11 protein-coding genes and 1 pseudogene are annotated in these 17370 nt (G+C 34.7%); 2 read left to right on the top strand and 10 right to left on the bottom strand.

The window, feature by feature from the left end; all coding sequences use genetic code 11:
• The 7 genes and pseudogenes from VLC96_RS16920 to VLC96_RS16890 all read right to left on the bottom strand — a co-directional run.
• Positions 1-866, bottom strand: a pseudogene (locus VLC96_RS16920) (alpha-xylosidase); the annotation flags it as partial.
• A 28-nt stretch (positions 867-894) separates the two neighbouring features.
• The gene (gene galB / locus VLC96_RS16915; protein WP_325264812.1) at positions 895-3375 is read right to left on the bottom strand and encodes a beta-galactosidase GalB; all 2481 of its coding nucleotides are present in this window, start codon (positions 3373-3375) and stop codon (positions 895-897) included.
• A 135-nt stretch (positions 3376-3510) separates the two neighbouring features.
• Positions 3511-4929: a hypothetical protein gene (locus VLC96_RS16910; protein ID WP_325264811.1), complete on the bottom strand. Its 1419-nt coding sequence runs from the start codon at positions 4927-4929 to the stop codon at positions 3511-3513.
• Between the two features lie 21 nt (positions 4930-4950).
• On the bottom strand, positions 4951-6525 hold the full coding sequence (locus VLC96_RS16905) for a RagB/SusD family nutrient uptake outer membrane protein (protein ID WP_325264809.1): 1575 nt from the start codon (positions 6523-6525) through the stop codon (positions 4951-4953).
• A gap of 11 nt (positions 6526-6536) precedes the next feature.
• Positions 6537-9665, bottom strand: coding sequence for a SusC/RagA family TonB-linked outer membrane protein (locus tag VLC96_RS16900; protein ID WP_325264807.1), 3129 nt, complete (start codon positions 9663-9665; stop codon positions 6537-6539).
• Positions 9666-9714: 49 nt separating this feature from the next.
• Complete coding sequence (gene xylA, locus VLC96_RS16895; RefSeq protein ID WP_325264805.1) at positions 9715-11040, bottom strand: xylose isomerase; 1326 nt, start codon at positions 11038-11040, stop codon at positions 9715-9717.
• 2 nt (positions 11041-11042) lie between these two features.
• Positions 11043-12536 (bottom strand): xylulokinase, encoded by a 1494-nt coding sequence (locus VLC96_RS16890; protein WP_325264803.1) that lies wholly within the window; start codon positions 12534-12536, stop codon positions 11043-11045.
• A gap of 379 nt (positions 12537-12915) precedes the next feature.
• Here VLC96_RS16890 and VLC96_RS16885 point away from each other — a divergent pair, with 379 nt between their 5' ends.
• A complete protein-coding gene (locus VLC96_RS16885) occupies positions 12916-13632 on the top strand; it encodes an NUDIX hydrolase (protein WP_325264801.1) in 717 nt (238 codons plus the stop codon).
• A 57-nt stretch (positions 13633-13689) separates the two neighbouring features.
• Positions 13690-14394: an NUDIX hydrolase gene (locus VLC96_RS16880; protein WP_325264799.1), complete on the top strand. Its 705-nt coding sequence runs from the start codon at positions 13690-13692 to the stop codon at positions 14392-14394.
• A gap of 444 nt (positions 14395-14838) precedes the next feature.
• On the opposite strand, the gene VLC96_RS16875 is transcribed toward VLC96_RS16880, so the two are convergent.
• From VLC96_RS16875 to VLC96_RS16865, 3 genes are all read right to left on the bottom strand, one after another.
• Positions 14839-15669, bottom strand: coding sequence for an amidohydrolase family protein (locus VLC96_RS16875; protein ID WP_325264798.1), 831 nt, complete (start codon positions 15667-15669; stop codon positions 14839-14841).
• A gap of 70 nt (positions 15670-15739) precedes the next feature.
• Positions 15740-16591, bottom strand: a complete 852-nt coding sequence (locus tag VLC96_RS16870) for a fumarylacetoacetate hydrolase family protein (protein WP_325264797.1) — start codon at positions 16589-16591, stop codon at positions 15740-15742.
• Positions 16592-16695: 104 nt separating this feature from the next.
• The coding region (locus tag VLC96_RS16865) for an SDR family NAD(P)-dependent oxidoreductase (RefSeq protein ID WP_325264796.1) at positions 16696-17370 on the bottom strand (675 nt) is incomplete at its 5' end.

Below are 17370 nucleotides of genomic sequence, written 5' to 3'. Positions count from 1 at the left end.
TCAACTGTGATTGGTGTTGAATGGTGCATGAAAACTCCGTAACCACGGCTACTCATATAAAATGGAACCGGTTTGTACATTGTTTCGTTTTGAATACCATTGGCATCATCTGTCCATAAAACTACTTTTTGACCACGTTTGTTGAATTGTGTGAATGACTCTCCACAACCAAATATTTTTTCGTCTGGTTCCAAGCTAAAAGCTGCTCCCATGCTTCTTGAATAATCGCTGTTTCTACGAACATACGAGAACGGAAGTGTTGGTGTATAAGTGTTTTTAAAATCGGAATCGTGAAGCGTACTTGTCAATAATTTACCTTTTTCATCATAGATTTTGATGTGCCATGGCTTTGACAAAATTTCAACTCGACCGTGTTTGCTTGTGTATTGATATCCACCTTCAATTTTAGAAGATTTCCATAATTCTGGGTGGTTTGGTGCTACACCATTTATCAACATCAAAGATTCTTTTTCTGGGTGAAATTGCGGCCCTGAAGTGGTTTTGATTCGGATTGATCTGTCAGACACAAACTGAATTTCAAAAGGCAACACAGGAGAAACTTCATATTCTGTAGTTGGAAATTCATTAGCGGGAACTACACCTGGTTTCATCATCATATTGTTGAAAGCCTGGCGTGTTTGGTAATTGTAACGCAAATATTTAATCGTTCCTTTCCCTGTTGCAGGATCGAAACTTGCTAACTCATCAGCGAAATAAAAGGTATTCAAATAATTCTGAAAATCCTTGCTGATATCAATTGGTGCGTTTAACACATCAGCGTTTTGAATCTGCGCCGATGCTTTTGGCGAAAGCAACAAACCAAAACCCATAAAAAGCGATAAGGAAGCTATCTGTATTTTTTTCATTGTGTTTATTTTAGTTTAGTTAATGTTTTTATTCTGCTGTAATTACAATTGTATTTGATTTTAACCCGTTTGCCTGAGCTGTTAATTCTATTCTTCCACCTTTGTTATCAGATTGAACAATAACCAAGCATTTTCCGTTAAGGGCAGTATGTTTTGAACCTTTGTACGGCTCGTGACTTACTGGATCTCCGCTACAAACTCCGACTATTTTTCCGTTTCCACTTATCGAAAAATTGATTTCATTATTGGCTGTAGGCACCAAAGTTCCATTTGCATCTAAAATATCTACAGTTACAAATGACAAATCATTTCCATCTGCTTTGATTGTACTTCTATCTGCTGTTAACTTAAGAGCTGCTGGGTTTCCTGCTGTTTTGATTTCAGATTCGAGGACTGTTTTTCCGTTTTTGCGGGAAATAGCTTTTAAAGTTCCATGCTGATAAGGGATTCTCCACATCACATGTAAATCATCCTGTTTTTTGCTTCTAACACCAACCGATTTTCCGTTTAAGAAAAGTTCTACCTCATCTGCATTATTATAGTATGCCCAAACATCAACTGTTTGTCCTACTTTCCAATTCCAATGCGGGAAAATATGAAGAACAGTTTTGTCAGTCCATTCACTTTGGTACATATAATATACATCTTTTGGGAAGCCCGCCAAATCTACAATTCCGAAATAGGAACTAACAGACGGCCACTCATAAGGAGTTGGTTCACCGATGTAATCGAAACCAGTCCAGATGTACATTCCAGAAAGAAAATCATGTTTTTTGATTACTTTCCAAGTTGCTTCGTGTGTAGAACCCCAAGGCGCTTGCACTTGATCGTAAGCTGAAACTGTATTACCTGGATTTCCTTCGGTAAACTTAAGATCCCATCTTACTGGCCATTTTTTAATTTCGTCCGACTTAGCATCATAATGTCCACGAGTTTCCAAAGCAGAAGTAGTTTCGGTTGCAATGAAAGGTGTGTTTGGGAAATTCTTTTGATGATATTCATACGTTTGATGCGCATAATTGTAACCAATCAGGTCTAAAACACCAGATTTTGCAATTGCATTAAAATACGTTTTGGCCTTATCAAATTGTAGCGTTACCGCATCAATATTCATATTTACTGGTGGATTCATCGCAGCAGTAAGAGGTCTAGTTTTATCGTATTGACGTGTAATAGCTGCCAATTCTTTAGCAATTGTTACACCAGCATCACTCCATTGTTCAGGTATTTCATTACCAATACTCCAAACAAAAATACTGGGATGATTTCTATCACGAAGCAATTGGTCTATTAAATCTTTTTTGTGCCATTTGTCCCAATCATTACCATAATCGTATTTGGTTTTGGTTTGTTTCCACATATCAAAGGCTTCATCCATGACAATGAAACCCATTTTATCGCAAAGATCCAAAAGCTCAGGAGCTGGTGGATTGTGAGAAGTTCTGATTCCGTTTACACCCATTTCCTTCAAAATCTCCAATTGACGCTCGATCGCTCGTGTATTGATTGCTGAACCCAATGGACCTAAATCATGATGCATACAAACTCCTTTTATTTTAACTTGTTTTCCATTTAAAATAAAACCTTTGTTAAAATCAAATTTAAAATCTCTGATTCCGAAATTGGTTTTGTATTGGTCTACAATTTTATCATCGACAGTGATTTCAGTAACTGCTGTGTATAATTCTGGTTTTTCAACAGACCATAAAACAGGCGAATCAACTTGAGCATTCTGCTTAATGGTTTGATTTGCATTCGCAGCAATTGTTATATTTTGAGTAACCGAAGTTACTTTAGTGTCATCTTTAAAAATAGTAGTGGTTACTATTGCATTTTTTGAAACTGCATTTTGATTTTGAATCGTAGTTTCAAGATTTACCGATGCTTTTTCGGCAGTAACTTTTGGCGTTGTAACATAAGTTCCCCATTGTCCAACATGTAATCTATCAGTGGTTTCTATCCAAACATTTCTGAAAATTCCAGAACCAGAATACCAACGGGAGTTCGGTTGTTTTGAATTGTCAACCTTAACAATTATTTCGTTGTTTTTGTCTCCATAATTCAAATATGGCGACATATCATATTGAAAACCAATATATCCATTTGGACGCTTACCTAAATAATACCCGTTAATCCATACTTCGCTGTTTTTGTAAACTCCATCAAAAACAATTGATGTTACTTTACTGCTGTCAGCGGCAGCTACTTTAAATGTTTTTTTGTACCAGCCTAAACCTCCGGTTAATGATCCGCCTCCATAACCTGCAGGGCTTTTTTCATCAAATTTACCTTCGATACTCCAATCGTGAGGAACGTTTAATGTACGCCATTTTGTTGAAGTCCCAATGGTATCTTTGTCATTTAAACTATCATTCAAATGAAAACTCCAATCGTTATTGAATGTTACTTTTCTAGAACTAAAGTCCGTTTTATTTCCATTGCATGACACAACCAGGACGGTAATTCCTAGTATTGCTAACGTTTGAATAAAATTGTTTAAATATTTCATTTTTTTATTAAAATGCTAATTTTTTTTTAAAGCAGTATAAATGTATCGATAAGTGTTTGAATAACACCACTTACCGATACATTAAATAATTTTCAAAAAAGTGTTTTTTTACATACACTTTTTAATTGCAAAGATCTAATTTAAAACAAAATGGAAAACCATATACTCGCTCTTATTCGGATCTCTTTTTCCAAACCAAATGTCAGTAACGACGTTTCCTGTTTTCGCTGTTTTTACAATTTTCCATTGATTATCAGCAGTAGTAGAAACTGTTGCCCATGAACTTCCTATTGGAAATGATGGAGTAATATCTTTAAAAGTTATCACATTAGTACCATCAGTAGTACTAGTATAAGTTCCTGATGCTGTAACACCATTACTATCTACAGTTGTTATTTTACCATCGTTTGAGAAACTTATTTTGTTTTTAACAACAGTAGCCTGATCTGCAGGCACATATCCTGTCCAACCAGCAGCTACATAATCATCAACAGAATTCCAATTGTTTAGAAACTCTCCGCTCAAATTAGTCCAGTTAAAAGGACTATCTGCGCTTAAATGCCAAGTTTTAGTTGTTGCAGTTGTAGTTGATAATAAATCACCTACTGATCCTCCATTTAAGTCAATAGCAGGATTGGGATCTGCAGCAGCTTTTGGAACCCAATTATCGCTATACTCTTTAGATATAAAATTATAAACTAATGTTGCTGCACCATCACAACTACCTTTTCTTAAAACACCAAGTTGTAATGTGTTTTCGGTAATAGAAATAATTTTCATTGATTTCCAATTATCTACACAGTTTTCATATTCATTAGTGTGCAAAATAGTTGCATTTGTAGTGTTTAATGTTTTTGCATTAGTATCCAAAAAGTAGGTACCCGATTCCTGACCATAGCTTGGCATCATTAAATGATTTGTTGTTAAAAATGGACCACCATTTAAACTAAAAGTCATTGTACCATAATCACCTTTCGCAGCAATCCACTGGTTGCCTTTCCACTCTGCATTCCAAGCCCAACAATCTGTACCATAACATCCTTTATCTCCTCCTTCTGACCATCCGTTATCGGTACCAGCGAAGTACATAGGTCCAACAAAATATTTAGAAACTCCATTTGCGTCTAAATCTAAAACCCAGGTTTTAGATTTTCCTACACCGCCAGAAAGCATATTCCAAAGAGGGTCATTTACATAATTTAAGTTGTCTTTAGTAACTGTAACTGTAACAGGATCTAATTCTACAAGTCCTCCTCCAGTAACTGCCATAGTCTTGATGGTATAATCTCCTTTAAAAGCATATTTCACTACTTCTGTGGCTTTGTTGGATTTTCCAGTTTCGTAATCCCAGTTCAATACCACTCCTGGAGTAAGGTTTTTCATTATCACTGTATTCCCTCCTGGATCTGCAACTAAATCCTGAGTAACAGAGAAATCAATATCCGATTTATTTGTTGGCCCGTCTAATGAATACGTATCAGGCGAACAAGATGATACTAAGAACAGTACCATTATCATCAAAAATGATGCAATTAATATTTTAGTCTTTTTCATTTTGTTTAATTTTTAGTTAAGTTACCAACCTGCATTTTGCTTCAAAACTCCATTAGACAATGTAATTTGAGTGTTAGGAATTTGTGTCAGTCCATTAGTTTTTTGAATATTTCCGGCCGAAATTGTTTTAACTGTAGGAACTCCTCCACTTGGCAAAGTGGTAGTTTCAGCAATAGTAGAAGAAGCTTTACTAATACCTTGACGTAATAAATCCCAATATCTGATTCCTTCAAGTGCAAACTCTAAATGTCTTTCATTCATAATGTTAGCCTGATTCACTGGTAAAGAGGTAAAACTAGCTTTATAAGCTCTTTGTCTAACTTGATCAAAATAAGTTTGAGCACTACCGCTTCCTAATTCTGCTGCCATTAATAAAACATCAGCGTAACGGATTGCAACATAATCTTGGAATTGACTTATATCCCAGAACTTGCTTCCCTTTACAATAGGAAGTTCTACTCCATTTTTATCAATCATTGGAGAATATTTTTTGTTATAGTACCCAGTATATTCTCTTTGGCTGTTTATTTTATCAAACGGAATATTTTCTTCTTTGATACCGATTACAGTTGCACCACGTCTTGTGTCGTTATCACTGTAAGCATCCCATAATTTTTTGTTTACAGTAACTCCCCATCCATGAGCGTAAGGATAAGATGAAAACTCTCTCATTCCGAACATTACCATCCAAGCGTTACCATCAGTATTTCCATTATAATCACTAGTGTAAGTATATTTTATAGAAAATACTATTTCTTTATTTGTTTCTCCTGCATATTTATCAACCGAAGCAGCTGGCCATAAAGTAGAAAAATCATCAACCAGACCATGTCCGCTAGAAGCAATAACATCTTCTAAGTGTCCTAAAGCTTGTGATTTTGACACTACACCTACCAAGTCAGATTTTCCATAATATCCAGTATAATATAAAAATACACGACCTAATAAAGATTTTGCAGCCCATCTTGTAACATGTCCATTTTCCGAAGGAGCATATGCTACATTAGGCAGATTGTTTGCAGCAAATACTAAATCTTCAGCAATTACTTTATAAATCTCGTCTGGAGTTGCTTGCGGAACATTTTCAGATGATGCAGTCGTTAACAATGGTACACTACCCCACAAACGAGTCATTTCAAAATAAATATAAGCTCTAATAAATTTAGTTTCCGCTTCATAAGCATTCCTTTTAGCAGTATCGCCTTTCCAGTCAATTTGATCCATTTTGCTTAAGAAAATATTACAACGGTAGATAGCTTTATAATAGGCTATCCAATTCAAGTTTAACAAATCTACATCTGCAGGAGAACGGCTAATATCGAATTCATCGATTGCTGCATAATTGTAACCATCTGAAGCACCAGTTCCTCCAAAACAATCATCAGACATTATTTCTGTCATCACGGGAATTCCAATGCCAGATGCTCCAGTTGCAACTTGTAATCCATCATAACAACCTACCAATGCTGCATTAGCATCATCTGTTGTTTTGTAAAAATTTGTATCTGTTTGTTGCGTCAAAGGTTCTGTTTCTAAACTACAAGAGCCTAGAGACAATAAACTCAAACAGAAAATATATAAATATTTATTTTTCATCTTTTAATTTATTAAAGTTTAACATTTAATCCCAACATGAATGTTCTTGGTCTTGGGTAGAAACCTACGTCAACACCTGAAGAAAATTTTTGATCATTGTTTGAGGAACCAAATCCAATTTCAGGATCCATACCATTGTATTTCGTAAAGGTATAAAGATTTAATACTGAGAAGTATAATCTAAATTGACTAGCGAAAAATGTTTTTGAAGTATTCATTTTTGCAAAATCATATCCTAAAGTTACCGTACTAATTCTTAGGAAATCTCCATCATGAATATATAAATCTGAAAATTGTGTAAAATTTCTATTGTCTTCTGTTACCCTTGGCGTTGTATTTGAAGAACCCTCACCATGCCAACGGTCTAATATAGCTGATGTATAATTTCCATAAGCACCTGATTGATTTCTATAAGATTGTACAATTTGATTTCCTGCTACACCATTTGCCATAGCCGAAAAATCAAAAGCTTTGTAACTACCTGATAAAGAGAAACCATATGTAAAGTCTGGATTTGGATTTCCAATTTCAGTTTTATCATTAACGTCAATTTTATCATCTCCGTTAGCATTTACATAAATAATATCACCAGGAGCTGCACTTGGTTGCAATACTACCCCGTTTGCAGATTTGTAGTTGTCAATTTGTGCTTGATTTTGGAAAACACCTCCTGTTTTATATCCCCAAAAATAACCTAAAGGATATCCATTTTGTGCTCTATAAAACTCTGGAGAATTATCATAAAGTTCACCAGTTAATCCATGAATGATACCATCTGCATTAGGAATTTGACCCACTTTATTTTCATTATAAGCTCCGTTTGCACTTATGCTATAATTAAAATCTCCAATTTTATTTTGATATTGTAAAGACAATTCCAAACCTTTATTAGTTACATCACCACCATTAATGTATGGTGCATCTGCACCAGCAGTTGCCAAAATTGGCGCTAAAATTAACCAATCTTTATTCTTTTTTTGGTAAGCATCAAAAGTAACAGTCAATGCATTATCTAAAAATCTTGCGTCAAAACCAAGGTCGATTTGCTCTGAAGTCTCCCATTTTAAGTCAAGATTTGACAATCTGTCTGGATAAGAGCCAGGTGTAAGAACACCTTCAGTATCGCCAAAAATATAGTTAGTATTATTTGATTTTATTGTTGACAAATATTGGAAAGCTCTTGCATTTTGATTTCCAACTTGCCCCCAGCTTGCTCTTATTTTTAGAAAGTTAATCACTTTTGAATCTTTCAAGAAGTCTTCATTAGATGCAACCCAACCAGCAGATACTGATGGGAAATAACCCCATTGATTTTCATTAGAAAAAACAGATGATCCATCCATTCTAAAAGTAGCATTGATTAGATAGGTTTCTTTAAAGTTGTAATTTAGTCTTCCAAAATATGACATCCTTTTGGTTTCTTCTTTTTTCCCACTAAATGATGTTTTACTTCCATCGTGATTAGTTGTAGTATCTAACCAAGCGTGATCTAAATCATTAAAAAATGAATCTGAATTTGTAGTTGACATAGAAGTCCCATCATAATTGATAGAAGATGTACCCAACATAGTTTCTAAATGGTGATCTTCGGCAACATTAAATTTATATGTTACTAAATTATCCCAAGTGATAGTTTTCCCTTTATTCATGTTTTGATTAACATCATCTACAGTTCTGAAAGCATAAGTAGATAATTGATAGATAGGAGAATAAGAATGTCCTTCACCAGCATAATAATCAAGACCTAAAGTAGTTTTAAATGTTAAATTTTTTATTGGCTCAATTTGCAAATAAACATTCCCTAATAATTTTTGAGTATTGCTTTCATTTTGATTGTTATAAACCATTGACGCATAAGGATTTGCCATGCCTTGCAACCAAAGCTCAGTAGAATGAGTAGTATCAAAATAATTTCCCTTATCATCATACATTGGCAATAAAGGAGAGGCTTGGAAAGCACTTCTTAATGAATTATTATATTGGTTCCCTACTCCAATACCATTTTTATTTACATAAGCAAAGCTTAAATTTTCACCAAATGTAACTACGTCTTTGTACAATTTATGTTCTGAATTGAATCTGAAATTATAACGTTCATAGTTTGACAAATCTTTACCTCCTACAACTCCTTCTTGTCCTAAATAAGACAAAGACGAAGAGTAAACAGAACTATCCGAACCTCCAGAAACACCAACTGAGTAATTTTGAGTAGCGGCATTGTCAACTAACATTTGATCCATCCAATCGGTTCCTTTACCCATTGCAGCAATTTGTGCATTTGTGAAATAAGGATTTTTACCTGAATTTACAGCAGCTTCATTTAAGATAGTCGCATATTCAGTAGCATTTAATAAATCCACTTTTCTAGCTACAGATTGTAGACCATAATATTGATCGAAAGTAATTTTTCCTGTGGAACCTTTTTTACCTTTTTTGGTTGTTACCAAAATAACCCCATTCGAAGCTTGAGAGCCATAAATAGCCGCAGAAGCAGCATCTTTTAAAACAGAAATAGATTCAATATCTGAATTGTTTAAATATAAAATATCACCTGTTTGCACTCCATCCACAACATAAAGTGGCCCACTTCCTGAAGTCGATCCCAAACCTCTGATAACTACATTTAAATTCTCACCCGGTTGACCTGAAGTAGAAGTAATTTGAAGTCCAGGTGCCTGTCCTTGTAATGCCTGAATTGCATTTGTAGTATTCGTTCTGGCCAAGTTTTCTCCACTAACTTGAGTAACAGCATTTGTCATTAATGCTTTCTTCGCAGAACCATATCCAATAACGACAACTTCTTTAAGATCTGAAGTTTCACTTTGTAACGTAACATTAATAACTGAACGATTTGCAACAGTAATCTTTTGAGTTCTAAAACCTATAACAGTAAATTTCAATTGGGCATCTGGACTCACATTAATTTTAAAAGTTCCATCAAAATCCGTTGAAGTGCTTGCTGTACCGCCTTCCTCTGTAATATTGGCTCCAGGTATACCCATGTTGTCACCTGCGGAGGTTACTTTTCCAGTTACAGAAATAGTTTTCTGTTGTGCAAAACCTGTTTGCAGCATAAATACACTGAAAAGTAGTGACATACAAAAGGGAAGCATTGTCGATGTACAATATTTTCTTTTCATAATAATTAATAATTTGGTTAAATTTGTTTGTTAGTAATTTGTAATCTAATTAATACGCATTCGAAATAATCTGTTCAAATAATTCTTGTTTACCACTAATAGGTTTGGGCTCACCGTTAGCACGCGCAATAGCACTAAGATCTTCAAGGGTTAGTTGTCCTTTTTCGTACTTAGCACCATTTCCTGCGTCAAACGAACTATAACGTTGTGTACGTAATTCTTTATAATTTGTATTCTTCAAAATCTTATCAGCACAGATAAGTCCTCTGGCAAAAACATCCATTCCTGAGATATGGGCAATAAATTTATCTTCGATATCGATTGAGTTTCTTCTCACTTTAGCATCAAAGTTTATTCCGCCACCCTGAATTCCTCCACCTTGCAGGATAACCAACATAGCCTGAGTAATTTCATAGACATCAACAGGGAATTGATCTGTATCCCAACCGTTTTGGTAATCTCCGCGATTGGCATCAATGCTTCCTAACATACCAGCATCAACAGCTACTTGTAATTCATGCTCGAAAGAATGTCCTGCAAGTGTTGCGTGATTTACTTCTAAATTCAATTTAAAATCATCCTGAAGTCCATGTTTATGAAGAAATCCAAGAGTTGTAGCCGCATCAAAATCATATTGATGTTTCATAGGTTCCATAGGTTTTGGCTCGATTAGGAAAGTTCCTTTGAACCCTTGTTTACGAGCATAATCTCTACAGATTGTCAGGAAACGCGCCATGTGATCTAATTCTCTTTTCATGTCGGTGTTCAAAAGACTCATGTAGCCCTCTCTACCTCCCCAAAACACATAGTTTTCACCACCTAAAGCGATTGTTGCATCAATTGCAATTTTTGCTTGAGCTGCTGCATAAGCCACTACATCAAAATTTGGATTTGTAGAAGCTCCATTCATATAGCGAGGATTGCTAAACAAGTTTGAAGTTCCCCATAGCAATTTGATACCAGTTTCTTCCTGTTTGATTTTAGCATAGGCAACCAAAGCTTGAACTCTTTGCTCAAATTCTTCCAAAGTAGGGGCATCATCTACCATATCTACATCATGGAAACAGTAATAAGGAATACCAAGTTTAGACATAAACTCAAACGCAGCATCCATTTTATCTTTGGCACGTTGAATAACATCTTCACTTTTATTCCATTCAAATGTTTCAGTTCCAGACCCAAATGGATCTCCTCCTGTATTGCATAGTGTATGCCAATAAGCCATAGAAAAACGTAAATGTTCTTTTAAGGTCTTACCAGCAACTATACGATTTTCATCATACCATTTGAAAGCCAAAGGATTGGTACTATCCCTTCCTTCAAATTTTATGGTATCGATATTTTTAAAATACGATTGTTTGGTTAGTGTACTCATTTTTATAATTCTAGTTTAATGTTGTTTTTCCACTCTTGGTATATTTCCTGATATTGAGAAGTAAGGATCTGGCTTGGCTCTACTCTTTCTATGCATTTTAATCCTTCAAAAGCTTGTTCCAAAGAAGCATAATAACCAAAGCCGTATGCTGCTCCTCTCGCGGCACCTTCAGATCCTGAGGTATTGTATAATTCTAATGTAGTTTGTGTTGTATTGGTAAAAATTTCTCTAAAAACAGGACTTAAAAAAAGATTGGCATTACCAGCTCTGACAACCTCACCAGAGACTCCAACCGATTTCATAACATCAAAACCATAATTCATTGCAAACACGATTCCTTCACAAGCCGAACGGATAAGATGCCCCGACTGATGAATATTAAAGTTTAGATTTTGAATTCCGGCATCGACAGTTTTATTATTAAAAATGCGTTCAACACCATTTCCAAAAGGATAAAAACGCAAGCCATTACTTCCTGCTGCTACTTTTGCAGCTTCGGCATTAAGAGCATCATAAGCGATTAAATTACTTCTGTCGACAGACATAATTTTACGCAACCACTGGTATAAAATTCCCGAACCATTGATGCATAATAACACACCATTATTCTTTTGAGTTTCGGTATTATTGACGTGTAAAAAAGTATTGATGCGACTTTCTTTGTCATAAACATCCTGATCAGTTACTGCATAAATCACTGCCGATGTTCCGGCTGTAGTTGCAATCTCTCCCGGTTTTAAAACATTCAGTGACAAAGCATTATTTGGCTGATCTCCTGCTCGATACGTAATTTTAACATCCGGATTTAATCCCAACTCAAAGGCAACGGTAGGATGAACTGTTGCCTGATAACCAAAACTTGGTACAATTTCAGGAATCATTTCAACTGGAAGTTCCATTGCCTGTAACACATCAGTTGCAAAAGTCCCTTTAGAGAAATTCCATAAAGCGGCTTCCGATAAGCCCGAAGTGCTTATTTGTGCCTTTCCAGAAAGTCTTGCAGCTATGAAATCTCCTGGAAGCATCATGTAAACCGCTTTTTGAAAAATCTCCGGTTCATTAGCCTGAACCCATTTTAATTTGGAAGCCGTAAAATTTCCAGGGCTCCCAAGAATTTGTTGTTGACAAGAATCGTGTCCTATTTTGTCATACGCAGCATTCCCAATATTTGCCGCTCTACTATCACACCAAATGATAGACGAACGAACAGGATTTAAATTTTCATCGGTCAATACCAAACCATGCATTTGATAGGCAATTCCAATTCCGACAATTTTTTTTAAATCGATTTGGTGTTTGGTTCCAAGTGACTGAATACCATTTTTTACATATTCCCACCATTTATTTGGATCTTGCTCGGCCCATCCAAATTGAAGAGCTACAATATCCATCTCAAATTCTGGAACAGTGATTGACTCAATCGTTTGAGATTTATCAGCATCAAAAACTGATAATTTTATTGAAGAACTTCCTAAATCGATTCCTAAAAAAAACATATTTTTTTAACACTAAAATGAATACTTTATATTGCTTTTCGTACTTTTGGTCAATCAAACCATATCGTTATGGTTAATTTGACTACAAGTATACGCGTTTTTTTGATATTAACAAAAAATTGACATTAAATATTTATTATTTTCAAAAAACACAATCAATATTTATCAATATAATTCTTGAAAAAAGCATTCATCATAAGATACATAACTACGTTTAGCACACAGATTTAACGTATTACTTATTTTAATCGAGTTTTAATCAAGGATTCATTCAAAAACATAGTAATTCTTTTAACATATAATTATATTTTTTTTAAGTTTTATCATGTAAACAGCATAACTTTTAAAAAAAAAATTAATTTAGTACCAAATTTTACCCATGGAAGAAAAAAATAACGATCAGAATTTAATACATACCGCAGAATCTTCGATGAATGCCATTTCGATTGACTGTGTAATATTTGGTTTTGATAATGGTATTTTAGAGATTCTTTTGGTAGAACATGGTGAAGGTATTAGTAAAGGAAAATGGGGATTACCTGGAGGTTGGATAAAAAAGAAAGAAAGCACAGATAATGCAGCTCATCGTTTGCTAGCCGAACTTACAGGAATGGACAATATTTATCTGGAACAAATGAAAGCTTTTGGTGAACCAGACCGCTTCCCAACCAGAAGAGTTATCACTATTGGATATTATGCGTTGGTAAAAAGAGAAGACTACAACATTAAGGCCGGTTTTACTGCTTCGGATGCTAAATGGTATAAAATCAACGAAATTCCAAAGTTAATTTATGACCACAATGAAATTCTGGATTACAGCATAAAAAACCTTCGCAACAGGGTACGTCAGGCACCAATAGGATTTAATCTTTTACCAGAAAAATTTACGCTATTGCAATTGATGCATTTGTATGAAGAAATACTGGGAATCGAAATGGATAAATCTAATTTTCGCCGAAAGATTCTCCATATGAAATTGTTAGTAGCCTTAGACGAAAAACAAAAAGACGTCTCGCATCGCGCTGCCCAATTATACAAGTTTGATTCAGAAATTTACGATAAGCTTACTGAAAAAGGCTTTAATTTTGAATTTTAATTTTGTTTTTTAAAAGAAAAAATTCATTTTTACAACCTAAATAAACCAAAAGATAAATTGAAGTCCCAAAAAAATATAGAACTTAAAGAATACACAGTTGATGGCATCACAATCGATTGCGTAATATTTGGATTCAATAATGGAAACCTGGAAGTTCTTCTGGTACAACATGCCGAAGGAGAAAGTATTGGTAAGTGGGGACTCCTTGGAGGTTACATGCACAAAGAAGAAAGCTCTGATGATGCGGCTCAACGAATTTTGTACGAACTTACCAGTATGGACAATATTTATCTTGAACAGCTTAAAGCTTTTACCAATCCAAAACGTGTAATTGAAAGAAGAGTAGTTACTATTGGCTATTATACTTTGATAAATCGGGAAGACTACAATATAAAAGCTAGTTTAACAGTAAGAGAAGCCAAGTGGCATAAAATTAAGGATGTTCCAGATTTAATCTTTGACCATAACGAAATTTTGGATTTTAGTTTAAAACATTTACAAAACAAAGTTCGTCAGGCTCCTATAGGTTTTAATTTATTACCTGAAAAATTTACGCTATTACAACTGATGCATTTGTATGAAGAAATTTTAGGTATTGATTTGGACAAATCCAATTTTCGCAGAAAAATTCTTCACATGAAATTATTGGTTGCATTAGACGAAAAACAACAAGATGTTTCGCACCGAGCGGCAACATTATATAAATTTGACTCTGAAATCTATGATAAGTTAACTCAAAAAGGCTTTAACTTTGAGTTTTGATCTCCCCAAATCATTTCTCTCGCTTAATCTAAGATTTTCTTTTTTTAAATAAAAAGACCCGATAGTTAATCAGGCTATCGGGTCAGAGTTTTTTAAACTAACCAAAAACTCTCTTTAAAAATCTTATCATTCTTTCAATTTCTTGATCGAATCATTTATCATATCATTTTGCACTTAAGCAAAATGCAGACTTTTTATACTTAACAATTAATTTTCAACCATTTAAAATAATGCAACATCCTAAAATCACAAATTATTCACTTATGGTTAATCTGACTACAAGTGTACGGCTATTATTTTAATTCCACAAAAAAATAAGAAATATTTTTTATTTATAAATCATAAAACTGAAATCAATTGTAATGCATCAGAAGTCAGGCGGTCTTGCTTTTGAATACCGGAAAAAGATCTTTTGACAATAATTTATTTCTCGTAATAAAAATTCTAAAATAAATTATAGAAACTAATTGCATTATCACTCCAAAAAGCTTGTTGCTGTTTCGGAGAAAAACGGTCATAATACTCGCTAACGATAGCTGTTGCGTCGCTATATGATGCTGCCAACAAACAAACGGGCCAATCACTGCCAAAGAGCAAACGTTCAATTCCAAAAGCACTTGTAATTATATCTAAACAATAGGTAAAATCGCTTTTCTTCCAATGATTCCAATCGGCTTGAGTGACCAATCCAGATACTTTGCAATAAACATTAGGGCAAGTTGCTATTTTTTTTATTTCATTTTCCCAAACCAAAAAATCAGCATTTTTGATATTTGGTTTTGCCAAATGATCAATAACAAATGCTTGTTTTGGAAATTTCTCTACAAATGTCGCCACTGTTTTCAATTGAGAGGGAGACACCAAAATATCATAAGTATAATTGCTTTTTGATAATTTACCGATACCGTTACAAAAATCGGTATTTAATAAAAATTTGGAATCTGACTCTGCTTCGACTATATGTCTAAAGCCCTTTAGTTTTTTAAATTGACAAAAATAATCCAAACGCTCTTCCAAATTTGGTGCTTTGAAATCGATCCAGCCGACCACGCCTTTTATAAAATCAAATTCTTCAGCCAATTGCAGCAGAAAGTGAGTTTCATTTTCGCTCTGATCGGCTTGAACCGCAATACAACCATCGACAGCATTCGCTTTCAAAATTGGAGCAACATCTTCAGGCAAAAAATCGCGTTGAATTACCTTCATATCGTCAGTAATCCAGGCTTCTTTCACTGGATGATATTTCCAAAAATGTACATGGCTATCGATTTTCATTAATTCGATTTTTTATAGACCTAACAGGTTTTAAAAACCTCTTAGGTCTCAAACTTACAATTGACTCAATTTAAGAATAAGCAACAGCGACTTGTTTGCTAGTCCCCAAACCTTCAATGCCTAATTCGATGACATCGCCGGCTTTGATATAAACGGGTTCTGGTTTGATTCCTAAGCCAACTCCCGGAGGCGTTCCTGTGCTGATCACATCGCCAGGTAAAAGAGTCATAAACTGACTCAGATAATGCACCAAAAATGGGATTTTGAAAATCAGGTTTGAAGTATTACTGTTTTGGTATTTCTTCCCATTCACCGTTAACCACATCGATAAGTTATTGACATCGGCAACCTCATCTGGAGTAGCCAAAACTGGTCCAAGAGGCGCAAAAGTATCGCTTCCTTTTCCTTTTGACCATTGTCCGCCGCGCTCTAACTGATAAGCTCTTTCGCTGTAATCGTTAAGTAAACAATAACCGGCTACATAATCCATAGCATCAGCTTCGGATACATAACTTGCTTTTTTGCCAATTACAAAAGCCAATTCTACTTCCCAATCTGTTTTTTGACTGTCTTTTGGAATTATCAAATTGTCATCAGGGCCACACAAAGAAGTTGTTGATTTAAAAAAGATTATCGGTTCATCCGGAATAGCTGCTCCAGTTTCTTCGCAATGATCCACATAATTCAGTCCAATGCAAATAATTTTTGAAGGCCTTGCCACAGGTGAACCTAAACGAACCTCATCACTTACCTCTGGAAATGAAGTGTTGTTTTTTAAAGCTTGTTTCAGTTTTTCAATTCCATCATTTTCGAAAAAAGACTCATTATAATCGGTAACAATTGACGAAACATCAATCCGTTTATCATTAATTAAAAGACCTGGTTTTTCTTTTCCTGCTTCTCCAAATCGTATTAGTTTCATTATTTTATTTTTTAAGTTTATGAATTTATGAGTGTCTAAGTTTCTAAGTTTTTTTTAACTAAAAATGTCAGCAACTTAGCAGCTTAGATTCTTAGCATTTGGTTTCAATTATTCAGTTTAATAAAACCACCATCAATGGGATAATCCGATCCTGTGATAAAAGACGATTCATCACTACACAAAAACAGAGCAAGTGTTGCAACTTCTTCTGGTTTTCCCATACGCCCAATTGGTTGGGATTTGGATAATTTTTCGAAAATTTCTGCTTCGTTTCCTGGGTAATTTTTATTTATAAATCCATCAACAAAAGGAGTATGAACTCTTGCCGGGGAAATCGAATTGCAACGAATATTTTCATTAATATAATCTTTAGCTACAGATAAAGTCATGGCCATTACCGCTCCTTTGGCAGTTGAATAGGCAAATCGGTCTGGAATTCCAACCCAACAAGCAATCGAAGCCAGATTAAGGATTACTCCTCCTCCTGATTTTCTGAATTGTGGTATCGAAGCATGAAGGCAATTGTAGACTCCTTTTACATTTACATTCATGATACGGTCAAAATCTGTTTCGGAAGTTGTATCGACTTTACCCACATGGGCAATTCCGGCATTATTTACAAGGATATCAATATTCCCTATTTTCTCGAATGTTGCGATTACTTCCTGCTGATTAGCCACATTGCACGAATGAGCAAACACTTTATCTCCATTTGCTGTTATTTCATCAACTGTAGATTGTGCACTTTCAAAAGAAAGTTCCAGAATATGCACTTCAGC

Source organism: Flavobacterium sp. (assembly GCF_035456085.1).
GTDB lineage: Bacteria > Bacteroidota > Bacteroidia > Flavobacteriales > Flavobacteriaceae > Flavobacterium.
Note: the sequence above shows the minus strand (reverse complement) of the source record. Positions and strands in the feature narration are given on the sequence as shown.

Coding starts and splice junctions, on each gene's coding strand:
- galB (WP_325264812.1), bottom strand. CDS start 3,375: ATGAAATATTTAAACAATTTTATTCAAACGTTAGCAATACTAGGAATT.
- VLC96_RS16910 (WP_325264811.1), bottom strand. CDS start 4,929: ATGAAAAAGACTAAAATATTAATTGCATCATTTTTGATGATAATGGTA.
- VLC96_RS16905 (WP_325264809.1), bottom strand. CDS start 6,525: ATGAAAAATAAATATTTATATATTTTCTGTTTGAGTTTATTGTCTCTA.
- VLC96_RS16900 (WP_325264807.1), bottom strand. CDS start 9,665: ATGAAAAGAAAATATTGTACATCGACAATGCTTCCCTTTTGTATGTCA.
- xylA (WP_325264805.1), bottom strand. CDS start 11,040: ATGAGTACACTAACCAAACAATCGTATTTTAAAAATATCGATACCATA.
- VLC96_RS16890 (WP_325264803.1), bottom strand. CDS start 12,536: ATGTTTTTTTTAGGAATCGATTTAGGAAGTTCTTCAATAAAATTATCA.
- VLC96_RS16885 (WP_325264801.1), top strand. CDS start 12,916: ATGGAAGAAAAAAATAACGATCAGAATTTAATACATACCGCAGAATCT.
- VLC96_RS16875 (WP_325264798.1), bottom strand. CDS start 15,669: ATGAAAATCGATAGCCATGTACATTTTTGGAAATATCATCCAGTGAAA.
- VLC96_RS16870 (WP_325264797.1), bottom strand. CDS start 16,591: ATGAAACTAATACGATTTGGAGAAGCAGGAAAAGAAAAACCAGGTCTT.